Genomic DNA, 18,017 nt, shown 5'->3' with positions numbered 1-18,017 from the left:
GATTTCTCGCGGAGTAACTTGYGATGCTGATAATCTGTTGACTAGCAGTCTGACTCCACAAGCACCCACACGAATTGCTTGATTCAGTTGTTAAAGAGCGGTTGGTTAAGATCTTTCRTCTCAACCGAGGCGCGCATTCTACAGCAGCCTCATTTGCTGTCAAGTGRTTATTTTCAGAAGTTTTCCAAGTTTCCTTTTCAACTTCAACCACTTGCGCTTCAGATCTCTCATCAGCGGGAGGCGAATTMTACAGCGTTACACGCTGCTGTCAACACCTCTTTTTCAACTCCCTTTCGGCTTCGATGAACTGAAGCAACCYGCTGTCGAAAACTGCGTAACTCATTGTTTKCCAAGGAGTTTTCCGTTTCGACTGCGCCGGAAGTGGGGCGAATTATAGACATCTATAATCTGCCGTCAAGCACTGATTCGGGTTTTCTATCAACAACCTGCAAATTGCCCCAAAGGACGCCTATATAGAAGGACCAGAACTCCCCTCTATATAGAAGAGCTTCCTCACAGACAGCCACAGCCCATGTCCTGGCCAAAAAACAAAAAAGCACCCAAGGTGCTTTTTTGTTATCGCTATCAGTTGGACAAGGCCGCCACCCTCGCCCGCGCCGTGTGCAGCTTTTTATAGCTGTCGATCAGGCGAAGGTGCCTGTCGAGCCCTTCCAGCTTCATGCTCGTCGGCGTCAGACCGTAGAAACGTACGCTGCCATCCACGGACCCTATCGCCGCGTCCATCCGCTCATTGCCGAACATCCGGCGGAAGTTGACCTCGTAGTCGCTCAGTTCCAGATCATCGTCCAGCTGCATTTCCAGCACGACGTTCACGGCCTGATAAAACAAGCCGCGCTCGACGGTGTTGTCGTTGTATTGCAAGAAGGCTTCCACCAGATCCTTGGCCTGGTCGAACTTCTGCAAGGCAAGATAAATCAGCAGCCTCAGCTCCAGGATCGTCAACTTGCCCCAAGGCGTGTTGTCGTCGAACTCGATGCCGATCAAGGTCGTGATGTCGGTGTAGTCATCCAGCTCGCTGCTTTCCAAACCCTGAGCCAGCGATCTCAGGCCGACCTTGCTCAGGCTGTGCAGGTTCAGGATGTCAGCGCGGAACTGCAGCGCCTTGTTGGTGTTATCCCAGATCAAATCCTCTACCGGATAAATTTCCGAGTAATTCGGCACCAGAATGCGGCAGGCCTTGGCACCAATGTGCTCATAGACCGCCATGTACACTTCTTTGCCCATCTCTTCGAGAATGCCGAACAGGGTCGCGGCCTCTTCAGCGTTGGAGTTTTCGCCGTGACCGGAGAAATCCCACTCAACGAATTCGAAATCCGGCTTGGCACTGAAGAAACGCCACGAGACCACACCGCTGGAATCGATGAAGTGCTCGACGAAGTTGTTCGGCTCAGTCACCGCCTGGCCTTCGAAGGTCGGCTGAGGCAGATCGTTCAGGCCTTCGAAACTGCGGCCTTGCAGCAACTCCGTCAGGCTGCGCTCCAGTGCCACTTCCAGACTTGGGTGCGCGCCGAACGAGGCAAACACGCCACCGGTGCGCGGGTTCATCAAGGTCACACACATCACCGGGAACTCCCCGCCCAGCGACGCATCCTTGACCAGCACCGGGAAGCCCTGCTCTTCCAGGGCCTGGATACCGGCCAGGATGCCCGGGTATTTCGCCAGCACTTCCTGCGGCACGTCCGGCAGGGCCATTTCACCTTCGAGGATTTCGCGCTTGACCGCGCGCTCGAAGATCTCCGACAGGCACTGCACCTGGGCTTCGGCCAGCGTGTTGCCGGCGCTCATGCCATTGCTCAGGAACAGGTTTTCGATCAGGTTGGACGGGAAGTACACCACCTCATTGTCCGACTGGCGCACAAACGGCAGTGAACAAATACCACGCTGGGTGTTGCCGGAGTTGGTGTCGTACAGATGCGAGCCACGCAACTCGCCATCCCGGTCGTAGACCTTCAGGCAGTACTCGTCGAGGATTTCAGTCGGCAGTTCGTCCTTCGGGCCCGGCTTGAACCAGCGCTCGTCCGGGTAATGCACAAACGCCGCGTTGGCGATGTCCTCGCCCCAGAACTGATCGTTGTAGAAGAAGTTGCAGTTGAGGCGCTCGATAAACTCGCCCAGTGCCGATGCCAGCGCACCTTCCTTGGTTGCACCCTTGCCGTTGGTAAAACACATCGGCGAGTGCGCATCGCGGATGTGCAGCGACCACACATTGGGAACGATATTGCGCCACGAAGCGATTTCAATCTTCATGCCCAGGTCGGCCAGGAGGCCCGACATGTTGGCGATGGTTTGCTCCAGCGGCAGGTCCTTGCCCACAATGTAGGTGCCCGCTTCAGAAGTCGAGTGCGGCATCAGCAACGCCTGGGCATCGGCGTCGAGGTTTTCGACCTCTTCAATCACAAACTCAGGGCCGGTTTGCACCACCTTCTTTACCGTACAACGGTCGATGGAGCGCAAGATCCCCTGGCGGTCCTTGGCGGAGATGTCCGCCGGCAATTCAACCTGAATCTTGAAAATCTGGTTGTAGCGGTTTTCCGGGTCAACAATGTTGTTCTGCGACAGGCGGATATTTTCGGTGGGGATATTGCGAGTCTCGCAGTACAACTTCACGAAGTACGCCGCACACAACGCCGACGAAGCCAGGAAGTAATCGAACGGCCCCGGTGCCGAACCATCGCCCTTGTAGCGAATGGGCTGATCGGCGATCACCGTGAAGTCGTCGAACTTGGCTTCAAGTCGAAGGTTGTCGAGAAAGTTGACCTTGATTTCCATGTGCGATTACCAGAATAACGAGCTAAACGATTTGGCCGCCATTATCCGGTTTTTCGGCACCGACCGTTAACTTTCCACTATTTATCGATCAACGCCACACCGCGCTCCTCAAGCAAACGCACAAACATCGTCAGGCTCCGCGACACCGTCCCCCTGCGCCACACCAGCCAGGTGCGCAGATAGCGGAACGACTCCGACAGCGGCCAGACGCTGACCGTCGTGCATCCAGGCATGCTTTCGAGCATGCTGCGGGGCATCAGCGCCAGGCCGGCACCGGCGCTGACGCAGGCCAGCATGCCGTGATAGGACTCCATTTCGAAAATCTTGCCGGGCACCGCCGCGCCATCGGCGAACCAGCTTTCGAAATGATGGCGATAGGAGCAGTTGGAGCGGAAGGCATAGATATTTTCGCCATTCACGTCCTTGGCCCGATGAATCGGCTCATGGTTGAGCGGTGCGATCAGGACCATTTCTTCCTCGAATGCAGGCACGCCCTCCAGCGCCGGATGCAACACCGGACCATCGACAAATGCAGCGGCCAGCCGCCCCGACAGCACCCCATCGATCATGGTCCCGGAGGGGCCGGTGGACAGGTCCAGTTCGACCTTGGCGTGCTTCTGGTTATAGGCGGCCAACAGCTCTGGAATACGTACCGCGGCAGTACTTTCCAGCGAACCCAGGGCGAAGGCTCCCTGGGGTTCTTCACCCGCCACGGTGGCGCGCGCCTCCTGAACCAGGTCGAGAATGCGACGAGCGTAATCCAGAAAGCTCCAGCCGGCCGGCGACAGACGCAGACGACTCTTCTCGCGAATAAACAGGTCCACACCCAGGTCCAGCTCAAGCTGCTTGATTCGGGTCGTGAGATTCGATGGCACCCGGTGGATATGCTGGGCGGCCACGCTGATGCTGCCGTGCTCGGCGACAGCCTTGAAAATTTCGAGCTGAACCAGATCCAAGTCATTCTCCAAACGTGAACGTTACGCTCAGTATTATTCAGTTTCCAGAAAACATATAGCCCCATACCCTGAGCACATTCCTACCTCGCAGGACGGTGCCATGACCAACGAATCCAGCCTTACCCATGCCATTTCAATCAACCCGACCACGGGCGAGCAGGTCGGCCATTACCCTTTCGAATCCGATTCGGCACTGCAGGCCACGCTGACGCGGGCCGCTACCGGGTTTCGTGCCTGGCGCGGCAAACCGGTTGAACAGCGCGCGCAGCTGTTGATCAACCTCGGCCAGGCCTTGCGCAACAATGCAGAGGCCATGGCGAAAATGATCACCCAGGAAATGGGTAAGCCGATTGCCCAGGCCCGCGGTGAAATTGAAAAATGTGCGCAGCTGTGCGAGTGGTACGCCGAACACGGCCCCGCCATGCTGAGCCCGGAACCGACCCTGGTTGAAGGCGGTAAGGCACGCATTGAATATCGCCCCCTCGGCCCGATTCTCGCCGTGATGCCGTGGAACTTCCCCATCTGGCAAGTCCTGCGCGGCGCGGTCCCCACCCTGCTCGCCGGCAACACCTACGTGCTCAAGCACGCGCCAAACGTCATGGGTAGCGCCTACCTGCTGCTGGAGGCCTTCAGGCAAGCGGATTTTCCCGAAGGTGTTTTCGAGGTCATCAACGTCACCACGGAAGGTGTATCCAAGGCGATCGCCGACCCACGCATCGCGGCCGTCACCCTCACCGGTAGCGTACGTGCGGGTATGGCCATCGGTGCTCAGGCGGGAGCAGCACTGAAGAAATGCGTATTGGAACTGGGTGGCTCCGACCCATTTATCGTGCTCGACGACGCCGACCTCGATGAGGCGGTGAAAGCCGCCGTGATCGGGCGTTATCAAAACACCGGGCAAGTCTGCGCCGCCGCCAAACGCCTGATTGTCGAGCAAGGCGTGGTCGAGGAATTTACCCGCAAGTTCGTCGAAGCCACCCGACAACTGGTTGTCGGTGACCCACTGGCCAGCACCACCTATATCGGCCCGATGGCTCGCTTCGACCTGCGCGACGAACTGGATCAACAGGTGCGCGACACACTGGAAGAAGGCGCGAAGCTGCTGTTGGGTGGAAACAAGGCTGAAGGCCCCGGCAACTACTATGCGCCCACCGTACTCGGCGACGTGACCGATCAAATGACATCATTCAAACAGGAGTTGTTTGGTCCTGTGGCCTCAATCATCACGGCCCGAGACGCCGCCCATGCGCTGGAGCTGGCCAATGACAGCGAGTTCGGCCTCACCGCCACCCTCTACACGCGCAATGCCGAACTTGCCCGACAGATGGCAGGCGAACTTGAAACCGGCGGCGTATTCATCAACGGCTATAGCGCCAGCGATCCGCGTGTCAGTTTTGGTGGCGTGAAGAAGAGCGGCTTTGGCCGGGAGCTCTCGCACTTCGGGGTGCGCGAATTCTGTAATGCACAGACGGTCTGGCTGGATCGGCGTTAAGGGGGCCTTGCGTTCCGAACCCGGCCCGGTGGCCGGGTTCTGTTTTCATTATTGAATGGGAAGGTCAGCTCGCAGTTCCTGCATGGTGAGCAATCCCTGTTCAAGCCGTTACGTCCATCGCTTGAGATGTTGGTGACATATGGGCCTGCTAAACCAGGAATCCAAAGGCCCGGCGCTTGCGCCGTCACCTTGGGATGAGCTGCAGATTCCACCATAAACGCACCTACACTGAGATGCACAGCGATTGAGAGAACATGGAGCTCCCCCCATGCGAACTAGCGCCCTTGTGATACTCCTTTTCAGCTATGCCGTGCTGATGGTGATTTTTTTCAAGCTGAATGCTCGAAACAATCGGCGCCGCAGAGAAGGTCTCTACGAAGCCTTTGAAACTACGATGCGAGAGCATGGGCTCAAGTCTTTCGAGATCCTCAAGGAAAGTATTTATATCGGTAACAACTTTCGGCCATCAGAGCTGTACCGGGTATTGCTGGACGACTCAGGGCACTACTTTCTTTACTTGCACGCCAGCAATACGCAGCCAGTTTTCATGCCGCTGACCGAAGAGCGAGCGTTACAGGCTGCACAGGGTGATATTGGAATTCAGGCATAGATCATCGCAACCGCTGCCAGGATGTAGCGGATGCGGACCTGTGCCAGGAACTCATGCAGCCTGGCGATAAGCGGCGAGTAGTCACCGGCACCACTGCTTCTCACAAGGTATCCCGTCGTAGTCGCCATCCATTTCCATTCCTGGGCAATTTTGCAGAAAGTTTGTGGCCTCTGCGCATGAAGTCATCTGCGAGCAATATTTGCGCCCATCGCATTTAACTGGCGCCGAGACAGGCTTTGGCGCAATCAAGACCGCAGAGATTCTTTGGGGGCTCGATGGCCGAGCCTCAAACCAGGACTGTAATTCAGGGGAAAACTTCCAAGCCAACAGACCAACAACAAGCAAAACCAAAATCAGTTTCATCTTGATCCATCCATGATGAGAGACCGTTTGTGTTCTCACGTTGCCTGCTTCCAGCTTAACCCACTATTCCATATACAACCTGCCGGCGAATTTCTTGGCGACTTTCAGCTCAGTGGCAATACTCCACTTTTTACTTCTCCCCATTCAGCAAAACGCATTGGGCCGGTGACCACACCGACCCAATGCCATACGACCTGATCCATTTATCGCGAATCGACTAACCCAACGTGTTAAGGCACACAACCTTGGGTTGGGTCATTTCCTCGTAGGCAAAACGCACCCCTTCCCGGCCCAGGCTACCGTACTTGGAACCGCCAAAAGGCATCGCATCGAAGCGATAGTCGGAAGAGTCGTTGATCATCACTCCTCCGGCCTCGATCCTCCGTGCGGCGCTCATCGCGGTTGCCAGATCATTGGTGAAGATCCCGGCATGCAGGCTGTATTCGGGCTCATTGGCCAACGCGATGGCTTCATCGAAACTCTCGAAGCATTGCAGTACCACCACCGGTGCGAAGACTTCATTGCGCCAGAGTCGACTGGAATGATCGACGTTTTCCAACACGGTGGCGGCATAGCACGATCCTTCACGCCGATGGCCGCAGAGCAACGTGGCGCCCTCTTGCAGGGCCTCGTTTACCACTTGCTCGGCATTCTGCGCGGCTTGCGCGGTAATCATGGGGCCGATATCGGTAACGGCCAGTAATGGATCGCCGACCACAAGCGCGCGGGCCTGACTGACAAAACGCTCTCGGAACGCTTCATAAATCGACGCCTGAATCAGCAAGCGCTGGGTACCTACGCAGTTCTGCCCCGCTGCCCAAAAGGCTCCGGACACGCAACTCTCGACAGCGGCCTCAAGGTCGCAGTCGCCCATGACGATTACCGGCGCATTGCCGCCCAGGTCCATGGCCAGTTTCTTCAACCCGGCCGTGCGGGCAATCTGTTCTGCGGTGACGAAACCGCCGGTGAAGGAAATCATCCGCACCTCACGGGCGGCGACCAACGCCTTGCCCAGTTCCGCGCCGCCGGTGGCGACGGTAACCACTGATTCAGGCAAGCCTGCCGCGACCAGATAAGACACCAGTTTAATGGCCGACAATGGCGCGAGCTCGGAGGGTTTGAGAATCACCGCATTACCGCCCGCAATGGCCGGACCGAGTTTGTGCGCCACCAGGTTCAACGGATCGTTGTACGGCGTGATCGCCACGATCAGGCCCAAGGGCTCGCGAGAAAACCAGCCCTGACGCGATTCGGAGCCTTCATAAGCATCGAAGGGAACCACCTCCCCGGCATTGCGCCTGGCCTCCTCGGCTGACAGCTTGAGGGTATTGACGCAACGTTTGACCTCTTTTTGCGCCTGTTTGAGGGTCTTCCCGGCCTCGTCGACGATCAGCCTGGCAAACACACCGGCATCCTGTTCGATGTTGATTGCGGCTTGCTCAAGAATGCGCGCCCGACGATGACGCGCTAACGCGGCGCACGCTCGTGCACCACTTCGTCCCGTCTCCAACAACTGCGGAACTTGCGACGCACAGACATTCGTTACGCTGCCGATGACGGAACCGTCATAGGCGTTAAAGACTTCAATGGGCGGCTCTACGATATCCAGAACCAGGCGCGATAATTTCACAGGCTTACTCCTGGTTGCGTGCAATGGATTGATGGATGCTGATGATGTCCGAGAGCAGCGCAAACGCTGTTTCCGTGCGCCCTGCTCCCGGCCCCGAAACTGTTACCGCACCGAGCAGTTGCGAGGTAAACGACACCGCATTGGTCGCGCCGCCAACACTGGCCAGCGGATGGTCGTTGTTCAACAGCCGCGGTTCGACACTGGCACTGATCGAGCCGTCGGCATGGCGCATCGCCGACCCGATCAGCTTCCAGCGAGCGCCGTCCTGCCGGGCTTTTTCGATGTCGCCAAGGCTGAGGGACGAAATGCCGCTGCACGTGACGTCGCTGACCGTCAGCTTCGCGTCCAACAGTTCATTCGCCAGGATCACCACCTTGAGGCGTACGTCATGACCCTCGACATCCGCCGTCGGGTCGGCTTCGGCGTAACCCAGTTCCTGAGCCTTGCTGACGGCCTCGGCAAACCCCAGGCCGCCTTCCATGCTGGTGAGCACGAAGTTGGACGTGCCGTTGAGAATTCCTTCAAAACCGACAATGGAGCTGCCGGCCAGCGCCTGCCTGGCCAGGCGGATAACCGGCGTGCCGCTCATGACCGAGCCTTCGTATTCAAAGGCGACATGCTTGCGTCGAGCCAGTGCCTTGAGCTCGGCGCCGTGCAAGGCGATCGGGCCCTTGTTGGTGGTGACGACATGCTGGCCGCCCTCCAGCGCCCAACGGCAGAACGAAGTTGCCGGTTCACCGTCCACCGGATTGGTAAACGTGGCTTCAACAATAATGTCCGCGCCGCAATCCTTGATCACCGCTTCAGTGAGGGCTGTGACGTCGCCACCCGGCAGTTGCGCCAATGCACCTTTGACTGCCGGCAATTGGGCGAGCACATTGGCGTCCAGCCCTTCGCGGCCAATCACCGAACCGAGAAACAAGTCAGTCACGCCGACGATTTTCAGGGTGAAACCCAGTTCTGTTTTCCACTGTTCGTTACGTTCGGCAATCAGCTGAGCCAATGCCCGGTTAACACCGCCAAAGCCAACCAGCGCCAATTTGTATTCAGTCATTTTGTTATGCCCTTGATCCGGGTGATGGGTTGTTGGGCACTAGGTTAGGGCTGGGCCCAGGGCAGTGAAATAGGTCAATTTGCTCTATTTTGTGGGCGTTTTGACCACCGTCATGACAATGCTTCAGCCATAAAAAAAGCCAACACAGGTTGGCTTTTAGCAATACGAAAAATGGGCTATACGACAGACGACAGCACAAAGGAGGTCACGGTATTTTCCACCCCGGGCAACGCGGCAATTTCAGTCCAGACCTTGTGCACCCGCTGTGGGCTCGCAGCGCCCACCCGCAGCATCAGGTCGAACTCGCCGCTCATGACATCGCACTGGATGACTTCCGGAATGGCCCGCAGCGCCTGCAACACTTCCGCCCCCCGCATCCGGTCGTAGCGGTAAACGAAAATCACCGCATTGATGTTCGACGTGGCTTGTCGCCCCTCCCCCGTGCGTATCGTATACCCCTGTATTACCCCGTCGCGTTCAAGTCTTTCTATGCGCTGGCGCACCGCATTGCGTGACAGATTGACCTTGGCCGCCAGTTCGGCGTGTGCAGCCCTGGCATTGAGCTGTAGTTGCGCGATGATGTGTTCATCGAGAGGGTCCAGAATTCGCTTCACTTGGCCTCCTGTTGTCGCGCCTTCACAGCGCGCCGAGCCGCTCATGGATGGTGTCGAGGTCGTCCGGTTGAATCCGGTAAACCTGCGCCTGTCCTTGTGTCGTGACCTCAGGCTGCAGCCCCGCCACACTGATGCCCAACTCGCCAAGCAGTGCCGCCGACTTGACCGGTGAGATTTCCCCCAGGGTCACCATTGGCGCCACCAGGCTTCGCCGATACAACCGGGCGGCCAGCACGCCAGTGGCCGTATGCGGGTCGATGACGTATCCCGTGTCGCGATACAGCGAGGTGATTTCCGTCAGCGTCTGCTCATCACTGACTGCGTAAGAGTCGATGATCATCCGCGCCTGCAACCAGAACTCGTTGGCGATGACCATCTCGCCGCTGGATTCGAACCCCTCCATCAGGGCACACACCGCCTGGTCGTCATGCCCGTAGAGCTCCCAAAGGAACCGTTCCAGATTGGAAAAGATCGACAGGTCCATGGCAGGCGAAAGCGTCTTGTTGGCTCGTGACCTGCTGTAGTGGTTCTTCTGAAACAACTGGTGCAACGCGTCATTCTGGTTGGTCGCAACAATCATCTGGGTGATTGGCAGGCCCATTTTTTGCGCGATGTAGCCTGCATACACTTCGGCAAAACTCGCCGCAGGCACACTGAAACCGATCGGACGCTGGCCGCCTCCCAGTTGCAACACGGCATGGAAGTAAAACACCAGTTGCGCCAACACACTGACCCAGTTACTGGAGTTGAAACTGATCACCTCGTGCTGCTCATACGGCCATTGTCGGAACAGCCGGGTGACGATGTTCTGACACTCGTCAAAGCTGCCGTTGACCGCGAACTGATAGACCCCTGGATGCGCCGCTGCTTGCAGATGCTGGAGTTGGTCCCGGGGTACGCCCGCCTCCGGGTAAAACACCACCACGGAGGTGTCCTCGCAGTGCTTGAACGCCTCGATGGCCGCCAGCCCGGTATCGCCGTTGGTGGCACCGATCACCACCCCGCGACGCCCGCGCTTGCGCAGAAAATACGGCACCAGTCGTGCCTGCAATTGAGCGGCAAAATCCTTCGAGGAGCGAGTCGGGCCGTGGAACAGCTCCAGCACCCATTCGTTACGATCGACCTGATGCAATGGCGCCAGGGAACGATGGCTGAATTGACTACCGGCCTCTTTGAGCATGCGCTTGAGGTCTGTCTCGGGGATCGCCTCTCCCACAAACGGACTGATCACCCTGTAGGCCAGTTCGTCATAGGGCAAGGTCGACCAGTTGGCGATGTCCTGCGCTTCAAACAGCGGCAATTCGAGCGGTACGAACAGCCCACCGTCCTCGGCAATGCCAGACAATACGACCTGTTCGAAGTCGACCTGCACGGCCGAATTTCGGGTACTCACATAACGCATGGTTGGCTCCGGCCATTCATTTGAAACGATGTGCCTGCTCGACCAGCCAGGTGGAAAACATCACCGCGTCCGGGTGCTGCTCGGCCCCGGAACCGCGCACAAGGTAAAAAGACTCGCTGGCTTCGATACGCTGGGTAAAGGGTTCGACCAGCCGTCCATCCTGAAGCATCTCCTCCACCATCGAGGACCGGGCCAGGGCAATCCCCTGACCTAACTCGGCCATGCGCAAAGTCGAGATCAATGTGTCGAACTGCATGCCGGTCGAAGAGTCGACGGTGTCTGCACCGACCATGTTCAACCAGTAACCCCAACCCTCTTCGTAACCCAGAACATGCAACAGCGGATGGTGCGATACGTCCGAAGGGACCGTCAGCGGCGACTTCGCCATCAGGTCCGGCGAGCAGACCGGGAACAACGTGTCCCAGGTCAGGCGCTGCGACACCAGGCCGGGCCACTGACCGTGGCCCCAGCGAATCTCCATGTCATCCTCACCGTCCAGCTCCTTTACCCAGATATTGCTGATGTAGCGGATATCGACATGCGGATGCGCCTGGCTAAACCCCGCCAGCTTGGGCGCCAGCCAATGCACGAAGAACGCCAGGCTGCCACGTACCTTGATCGGCCGACGTTTGTGCTGGCCAAAAATTTCGTTGGTCCCCACTGCCAGTCGCGTGATCGCATCCTGCACCACCGGCAGATACGCCTGGCCTTCCTCGGTCAGTCCCAAGCCACGGGGCAAGCGCTTGAACAGTGCCACCCCAAGATGGCTTTCCAGTTGGCGGATCTGCTGACTGACTGCGCCCTGGGTCAAAAACAGTTCTTCGGCGGCATGGGTGAAGTTCAAACAGCGGGCAGACACCTCGAATGCCCGCAGCCAGTTCAATGGGGGTAGCGTCTTTTGCTTCATGGCTTGAACCTCTGGGACGCCCCCTCCACCGAGCACGCTTGCCCATCCCGTCGACGCTGACTAGAACGCGTCGGACGGTTGTGCCAAGGGGGCAACCGACAAGCGTCGCTCGCGGCTTTTGCGGGTAATGTAATACACGAAATAGCACCAGGCGATGAAGGGCAAACCGAAGTACAACGCCACTCGCTGCTCCGGATCGAACGCAATCCCGACACACGCCAGACTGCAGCAGACCAGCGCTCCCAACGGCACCCATGGATAACCCCGGACACGGAATTTCAAGTCGCGGATGTCACCGCCGTTGGCCACATAGTGACGACGGAAAGCAATCTGGCTCGCAGCGATGCTCATCCATACCACTACGACCGCCAATCCGGAGATCGACACCAGCGCCAGATAGATGGTATCGGCGGCGAACACACTGCTGAGCAACGAGGCAGCCCCACCCGCCATGCTGATGATGATCGCGTTGAGCGGCGTGCCCATACGCGTCAGTGCCGAGAATCGCTTGGGCAGGTGACCCTGGTCACTCAGCGTCCAGATCATCCGTGACGCGGCATACAAACCGGAGTTGGCGGCCGACAGCAAGGCACTGATGATCACGAAGTTCATGATGTCTGCTGAATAGGGAATCCCGATGTAGGTGAACACAGTCACGAATGGACTCTCTACCAGGCCGGCCTGTTCTCGGGGCAATAGCGTCGCCAGGACGAAAATGGTCCCCACGAAAAAGATCGCCAGGCGCAGCACCGTCGTGCGAATGGCACGCGGCACATTGCGCTGCGGGTCCTTGGTTTCCCCCGCGGCAATACCGATCAGCTCTGTGCCGGAGAACGCGAAAGACACCGCCAATAACGTCATGGCTATCGGCATGACTCCCGTAGGAAAAAGTCCTTCGCGAGTGAAGTTGCTCAACCCGATACTGTGGCCCTGTTCGATGTGCAGCAGACCGAGAATCGCGCCACCGCCGATCATCAGAAACACTATTACGGTCACCACCTTAACCAGTGACAACCAGAACTCGGTTTCAGCGAACAGGCGCACCGAAATCACATTGGTCAGAAACACCAGGCCCGCAAACAGCGCACTCCAGATCCACACCGGTGTATCCGGGAACCAGCGCACCATCAAGATGCCGGCGGCGGTAAACTCAGAACCGATGGCCACCGTCCAGGTCAGCCAATACAACCAAGCCACGGTATAGCCGGTACCAGGCCCGAGAAATCGGGTGGCGTAAGTGCTGAATGAACCGGTTTCCGGCATCTGCACCGCCAGTTCGCCCAGGCACATCATCACCATGTAAACCATGAGCGCGCCGATGATGTAAGCGATCACCGCGCCCAAGGGACCGGCCTGGTTAACCGTATACCCGGACGTGAGAAACAGCCCGGTACCGATGACCCCGCCTAACGCCAACATGACAATATGCCGTGTTTGCATTTCCTGTTTAAAACCGGAACGCGAATGAAGTTGTTCTTCTTTTATGGACATGGTTGTTCTCATGAAAGTTATTAGGGCACGAATTAACATCTGCAGTGACTGATTGGGCAGAGTAAAAACAGGTCGCCACTAAGTTTTATTATTATTCCACTTCATGAACGCCCCACTCACATCCTTGTAGTGAGGTTTGGCGCTAACGCTTCAGCCTGCAACCTCGGTGCAATTTTCATTGATTGAAATCTGCGTATTTTCTTGTGCGGGTTCGTTGCCCGCCCCCCTGACAAATGCAAATGCCTGTTTCAGGTCGTCGAGCAGATCATCGGTGTCCTCGATGCCGACAGAGACCCGCACCAGCCCTTCGGAAATACCCAGGGCCAGTCGTTCCTCCAGCGTGTTCTCGACATGGCTGGTGGTTCGCGCCGGACCGTAGATGGTTTCCACCGCACCGAGATTGCCCGCGCAGTGGGCGAATCGCAGTCGTGGCAAGAGCACCTTGACCGTGTCCATGCCGCCCACCACGACAAAACTGACGATTGCACCGAAGCCGGACATTTGCGCGCACGCCACCGCATGATTCGGATGGCCGGGCAAACCCGGATAATTGACCGACTCCACCAAGGGTTCGACGCAGAGGTACTCGGCCAGTGCGCGGGCACTGCGTTGCTGCTGACGCATGCGCAGCACCAACGTTTTCATGCCGCGAATGATCAGGTAGGCGGAGAACGGGTCGAGCGTCGCTCCATTGATTTCCCGGTAATGACGCACCTTGGCCATCAGTGATTCACTACCGCACACCAGACCGCCAAGCACGTCACCGTGGCCGCTGAGAAATTTGGTGGCACTGTGAATGACCACGTCCACACCCAGCGCCAGGGGGTTCTGATTCAACGGCGTGGCGAAGGTATTATCCGCCACCACAATGGCTCCGACGCGCTTGGCCGCAGCCACCAGACGCTCGATATCGAGTACTTTCAGCGTCGGGTTGGTTGGCGTTTCCAGATACACCAATTGGCAACCCTTGGCGATTTCGCGTTCAATTTCTTCGTGATCGAATGTCTCGCACAACGTCACGTTCACACCGGTGCGCGGCAGGAACTCTTCGAAAATCTTGTTGGTGCCGCCATAGCTGTCCTTGGTCGACACCACCCGATCGCCATGGGCCAGGAAGGTGTAGAGCACACTGCTGATCGCCGCCATCCCGCTGCTGAAAGCCACGGCGGATTCGGCCTGCTCCAACTCGCGAATCTTTGCCTCAAGGGTCTCGACTGTCGGGTTGCTCATACGGCTGTAAATAAAGCCGGGGGCCTTGCCCAACGCTACGTCGTACCAGACATCTATGTCGTCGTAACCATATGCAGCACTGACTACGATGGGGGTTTGGGTGGCGTTGTAGGGATGCCTGACTTGCTCCCCACCCCACACGGCACGGGTTCCCGCACCCGCATTAACAAACCCTGCGTTGCCTGGTTTTTTATTCATAAAGACTACTCGCACTGAGGGGGGCGAATGTTGAGTCACTCACCGGATCTGGCGGCCAATATATTGAAAAGCAGCGCCGCCGAGAAACGATGTTATCGGTGCCAAAGGGCCGCTTTTTTTAATGGCTGTGATGGCGCAGATTCAGGTCAGTTGCGGCAACGAAACGATCTCTTTCAGGTGCGACATCGGCATTCAATACTCCGATAACGTGAGTTTTTCCTTGATCGCGCGCGGCTGCCAAACCTCCGGCCTCTACTGCGAGTGCAAAGTTTCCCGTGTCGATATCAGGCACGGAGGTGGCGCGATCAGGTATCTGGATTGTCGGACAAGCCGGGTAAGGTGGCGCAACTTTTCACTGCGCTGGTCACATCGCAGTGACAGAGCTTATAGAACAGTAGCGTTGAGGACTGTCGCTTTCAGGAGGGGCAACAGCAAGCCCCCATGATCGCCTCCCCCTCACTCAGAACGCTTGAATGTCGATCGCCAAAGAGTAAAAAAATGATCAGCCCGAGCTCCAAGGATTCGAATGGCCAATTGGCGCAGGGCTTCAAGCCTCGTCACGTCACCATGCTGTCAATCGCCGGTATCATCGGCGCCGGTTTGTTCGTTGGCTCAGGACATGCCATTGCAGCTGCCGGCCCAGCCGTCCTGCTGGCCTATCTATTTTCCGGCCTGCTCGTCGTTCTGGTCATGCGCATGCTAGGTGAAATGGCGGTGGCCAACCCGGACACCGGCTCGTTCTCCACCTATGCCGACCAGGCAATAGGTCGTTGGGCAGGCTTCACCATCGGTTGGCTGTACTGGTGGTTCTGGGTGCTGGTTATCCCTATCGAAGCACTGGCCGCCGGCCATGTGTTGAACCAGTGGTTTCCCCAGATCGATGCCTGGCTGTTCGCCCTGGTGTCGATCATTGCGTTGGTGATCACCAATCTGTTCAGTGTCTCCAAGTACGGCGAATTCGAGTTCTGGTTCGCCATGGCCAAGGTCGTGGCGATCATAGGTTTCATCGCCGTGGGTTTTGCCGTGTTGATGGGCTGGGTGCCCGATCGGGAAGTCAGCGGTTTGAGCGGGCTGATGGCCGAGCATGGCGGATTTGCCCCCAATGGCCTGTCGGCGGTAGTCGGCGCTTTCATCACCATCATGTTCAGCTTCATTGGTACTGAAGCCGTCACCATCGCCGCCGCCGAATCCGACAACCCGTCGCAGAACATTGCCAAGGCCACGCGTTCGGTGATTTGGCGCATCGGCGTGTTTTACCTGTTGTCGATTTTCGTGGTCATCTCCGTGGTGCCCTGGAACGATCCGCTGCTCGCCCAGGTAGGCTCCTACCAGCGGGCCCTGGAAATCATGAACATTCCTCATGCCAAGTTCATGGTGGACATCGTAGTACTGATTGCCGTGGCCAGCTGCATGAACTCCTCGATCTACATTGCCTCGCGCATGCTTTACTCGCTGGGCCGTCGTGGCGATGCGCCGAAGGCGCTGAAGGCGACCTCATCCGAAGGCGTGCCGCGGGCAGCGGTCATCGCCAGCACCGTGCTGGGCGCGGCGATCACTGTGTGGAGCTACTTCATGCCCGCCGGGCTGTTTGACTTCCTGCTGGCCAGCTCCGGCGCGATTGCCTTGCTGGTGTACCTGGCCATCGCGGTGTCGCAGTTGCGCATGCGTCGGATGCTGCATCGGCAGAACGTCGAGCTGACCTTTCGCATGTGGCTGTTCCCGTGGCTGACGTGGCTGGTGATCGTGTTCATTTGCGCAGCGCTGGCGGTCATGATGATCACCCCGGAGCACCGTACCGAAGTGAGCACAACCATTGGACTGGCGCTGGCGATTTCCTTTATTGGCCTTGTGACGTCGCGTCACCCTGCGCAGGCTGCGAGGGTGACGTCAGTGGGATAAAACCCCAGGAGGTGTTTGCGCCGAACCCGATACTCCCTGCGCCGAGGCTGGGGAGTATTACAAGCTCCTGTGTCTCAGGCCGTAATCGCTCCTTGTGAGGACATGACCACGATGTCATCGAACTCCACCGTGTCCGACGGTACGACTCAATCCGTTGGTTTTCTGCTGTTGGATAAATTCACACTTATTTCCCTGGCGTCCGCGGTAGAGCCATTGCGCATGGCCAATCAGTTGTCGGGGCGAGAGCTATACCGCTGGCATACGTTCAGCCCCGGTGGAGAGCCTGTCTGGGCCAGTGACGGCGTGCCGATCACTCCGGATGCTTCATGGAGCAATCCATTAGTGGCGGACACTGTAATCGTGTGCGGTGGTGTTGGAATCCAGAGCGTGATTACCCGCGTGCACATTACCTGGCTGCAAGCCTTGGCGCGTCAATCCAGACGGTTGGGAGGTGTGTGCACCGGCAGCTGGGCGCTCGCAAAAGCCGGGCTGCTCGACGGCTACGAGTGCAGCGTGCATTGGGAATGTTTGGCTGCCATGCAGGAAGCTTTCCCGCGAGTCAGCATCAGCGCGAGCCTCTTTACCCTCGACCGGAACCGATTCACAAGCTCCGGCGGAACAGCGCCAATGGACATGATGTTGCATCTGATCGGCCGCGATCATGGCCGTGAATTGTCGGCGGCCATTTCGGATATGTTTGTCTACGAGCGCATCCGCAATGAACAAGACCATCAGCGCGTTCCGCTTAGGCATGTACTGGGAACTCATCAACCCAAGCTGCAGGAGATCGTCGCGTTGATGGAAGCCAATATCGAGGAACCGCTCGACCTCGATAACCTTGCAGAATACGTTGATCTGTCACGTCGACAGCTAGAGCGGCTATTTCAGAAATACCTCCACTGTACGCCGTCACGCTACTACCTGAGATTACGTCTTGTTCGGGCGCGACAACTGCTTAAGCAAACATCATTGTCGCTCATCGAGTTGGCGTATGTATGCGGTTTCGTGTCCACACCACACTTTTCCAAATGCTATCGCGAGTACTTTGGTGTTCCACCAAGCGACGAACGTTCCAACTCTGAATTGAGTCGCAAACCTGCAACGCTTGCGACTACGCAGCAGTCATCGACCAGACCGCTGACAGCGCTAGACCAGGCACGAAACGAATCGACTTTTGCCAGTGTTCGGATGATTGATCGTTCTGATCTGGCGCAATTGCGCTGATCGGCCGTCCCCATTTATCCGTAGTGCATGGGTTTACTCTATAAGATCACGCAGGAGATTTGACGTGCACATTGGTGTTCCTCTCGAAACCCAGACCGGTGAAACACGGGTTGCTGCAACCCCGGAAACCATCAAGAAGCGAGCTGTTCGAAGTGAT

Annotated in this window: 15 protein-coding genes; 5 read left to right on the top strand and 10 right to left on the bottom strand. The window is 57.6% G+C overall.

Annotated features, from left to right (window positions below; genetic code table 11):
- Positions 1–585: 585 nt before the first annotated feature.
- The gene (locus tag ASD95_RS13610) at positions 586–2,790 is read right to left on the bottom strand and encodes an OsmC domain/YcaO domain-containing protein (protein WP_056724237.1); all 2,205 of its coding nucleotides are present in this window, start codon (positions 2,788–2,790) and stop codon (positions 586–588) included.
- Between the two features lie 77 nt (positions 2,791–2,867).
- On the bottom strand, positions 2,868–3,746 hold the full coding sequence (gene ptrR, locus ASD95_RS13605; RefSeq protein WP_056724235.1) for a putrescine utilization regulator PtrR: 879 nt from the start codon (positions 3,744–3,746) through the stop codon (positions 2,868–2,870).
- Between the two features lie 100 nt (positions 3,747–3,846).
- Here ptrR and ASD95_RS13600 point away from each other — a divergent pair, with 100 nt between their 5' ends.
- Positions 3,847–5,238 carry an aldehyde dehydrogenase family protein gene (locus ASD95_RS13600; RefSeq protein ID WP_056724232.1) on the top strand — a complete coding sequence of 464 codons (1,392 nt, stop codon included), beginning with the start codon at positions 3,847–3,849 and terminating at the stop codon, positions 5,236–5,238.
- 268 nt (positions 5,239–5,506) lie between these two features.
- Entirely contained in the window at positions 5,507–5,848 is a 342-nt protein-coding gene (locus ASD95_RS13595; RefSeq protein WP_056724230.1) for a hypothetical protein, read from the top strand.
- A gap of 81 nt (positions 5,849–5,929) precedes the next feature.
- Here the strand turns inward: ASD95_RS13595 and ASD95_RS30140 are convergent, their stop codons facing one another.
- The 8 genes from ASD95_RS30140 to ASD95_RS13560 form a co-directional block, all read right to left on the bottom strand.
- Positions 5,930–6,034 carry an excalibur calcium-binding domain-containing protein gene (locus ASD95_RS30140; protein ID WP_317850378.1) on the bottom strand — a complete coding sequence of 35 codons (105 nt, stop codon included), beginning with the start codon at positions 6,032–6,034 and terminating at the stop codon, positions 5,930–5,932.
- Positions 6,035–6,428: 394 nt separating this feature from the next.
- Positions 6,429–7,841 carry an aldehyde dehydrogenase family protein gene (locus ASD95_RS13590; RefSeq protein ID WP_056724227.1) on the bottom strand — a complete coding sequence of 471 codons (1,413 nt, stop codon included), beginning with the start codon at positions 7,839–7,841 and terminating at the stop codon, positions 6,429–6,431.
- Positions 7,842–7,845: 4 nt separating this feature from the next.
- Positions 7,846–8,895, bottom strand: a complete 1,050-nt coding sequence (locus tag ASD95_RS13585) for a homoserine dehydrogenase (RefSeq protein WP_056724225.1) — start codon at positions 8,893–8,895, stop codon at positions 7,846–7,848.
- A 176-nt stretch (positions 8,896–9,071) separates the two neighbouring features.
- Entirely contained in the window at positions 9,072–9,509 is a 438-nt protein-coding gene (locus ASD95_RS13580) for an Lrp/AsnC family transcriptional regulator (RefSeq protein WP_056724223.1), read from the bottom strand.
- Between the two features lie 22 nt (positions 9,510–9,531).
- The gene (gene thrC / locus ASD95_RS13575; protein WP_056724221.1) at positions 9,532–10,911 is read right to left on the bottom strand and encodes a threonine synthase; all 1,380 of its coding nucleotides are present in this window, start codon (positions 10,909–10,911) and stop codon (positions 9,532–9,534) included.
- A 16-nt stretch (positions 10,912–10,927) separates the two neighbouring features.
- A complete protein-coding gene (locus tag ASD95_RS13570; RefSeq protein WP_056724220.1) occupies positions 10,928–11,818 on the bottom strand; it encodes a LysR substrate-binding domain-containing protein in 891 nt (296 codons plus the stop codon).
- 60 nt (positions 11,819–11,878) lie between these two features.
- The gene (locus ASD95_RS13565) at positions 11,879–13,309 is read right to left on the bottom strand and encodes an amino acid permease (RefSeq protein WP_056724218.1); all 1,431 of its coding nucleotides are present in this window, start codon (positions 13,307–13,309) and stop codon (positions 11,879–11,881) included.
- A 150-nt stretch (positions 13,310–13,459) separates the two neighbouring features.
- Complete coding sequence (locus ASD95_RS13560; RefSeq protein WP_056724215.1) at positions 13,460–14,737, bottom strand: cystathionine gamma-synthase family protein; 1,278 nt, start codon at positions 14,735–14,737, stop codon at positions 13,460–13,462.
- A gap of 498 nt (positions 14,738–15,235) precedes the next feature.
- Between ASD95_RS13560 and gabP the strand changes: the two genes are divergently transcribed.
- The 3 genes from gabP to ASD95_RS29835 all read left to right on the top strand — a co-directional run.
- Positions 15,236–16,636: a GABA permease gene (gabP, locus tag ASD95_RS13555; protein ID WP_056724213.1), complete on the top strand. Its 1,401-nt coding sequence runs from the start codon at positions 15,236–15,238 to the stop codon at positions 16,634–16,636.
- Positions 16,637–16,747: 111 nt separating this feature from the next.
- Positions 16,748–17,860, top strand: a complete 1,113-nt coding sequence (locus tag ASD95_RS13550; protein WP_409079473.1) for a GlxA family transcriptional regulator — start codon at positions 16,748–16,750, stop codon at positions 17,858–17,860.
- Between the two features lie 64 nt (positions 17,861–17,924).
- A partial coding sequence (locus ASD95_RS29835; RefSeq protein ID WP_236709740.1) for a hypothetical protein occupies positions 17,925–18,017 on the top strand: 93 nt, incomplete at its 3' end.

Origin of the sequence: Pseudomonas sp. Root71 (assembly GCF_001429045.1) — a bacterium.
In the GTDB taxonomy this organism is placed as follows: Bacteria; Pseudomonadota; Gammaproteobacteria; order Pseudomonadales; family Pseudomonadaceae; genus Aquipseudomonas; species Aquipseudomonas monachiensis.
The sequence above is the reverse complement of the archived record's forward strand: the minus strand, read 5'-3'. Positions and strand labels throughout refer to the sequence as shown.

Bases quoted from the DNA above. Each gene is read 5' to 3' on its own strand.
- ASD95_RS13610 (WP_056724237.1), bottom strand. From the start codon at position 2,790: ATGGAAATCAAGGTCAACTTTCTCGACAACCTTCGACTTGAAGCCAAG.
- ASD95_RS13595 (WP_056724230.1), top strand. From the start codon at position 5,507: ATGCGAACTAGCGCCCTTGTGATACTCCTTTTCAGCTATGCCGTGCTG.
- ASD95_RS13560 (WP_056724215.1), bottom strand. From the start codon at position 14,737: ATGAATAAAAAACCAGGCAACGCAGGGTTTGTTAATGCGGGTGCGGGA.
- ASD95_RS13585 (WP_056724225.1), bottom strand. From the start codon at position 8,895: ATGACTGAATACAAATTGGCGCTGGTTGGCTTTGGCGGTGTTAACCGG.
- ASD95_RS13550 (WP_409079473.1), top strand. From the start codon at position 16,748: ATGTCATCGAACTCCACCGTGTCCGACGGTACGACTCAATCCGTTGGT.
- ASD95_RS30140 (WP_317850378.1), bottom strand. From the start codon at position 6,034: ATGACTTCATGCGCAGAGGCCACAAACTTTCTGCAAAATTGCCCAGGA.
- ASD95_RS13600 (WP_056724232.1), top strand. From the start codon at position 3,847: ATGACCAACGAATCCAGCCTTACCCATGCCATTTCAATCAACCCGACC.
- ASD95_RS13570 (WP_056724220.1), bottom strand. From the start codon at position 11,818: ATGAAGCAAAAGACGCTACCCCCATTGAACTGGCTGCGGGCATTCGAG.
- thrC (WP_056724221.1), bottom strand. From the start codon at position 10,911: ATGCGTTATGTGAGTACCCGAAATTCGGCCGTGCAGGTCGACTTCGAA.
- gabP (WP_056724213.1), top strand. From the start codon at position 15,236: ATGATCAGCCCGAGCTCCAAGGATTCGAATGGCCAATTGGCGCAGGGC.
- ASD95_RS13565 (WP_056724218.1), bottom strand. From the start codon at position 13,309: ATGTCCATAAAAGAAGAACAACTTCATTCGCGTTCCGGTTTTAAACAG.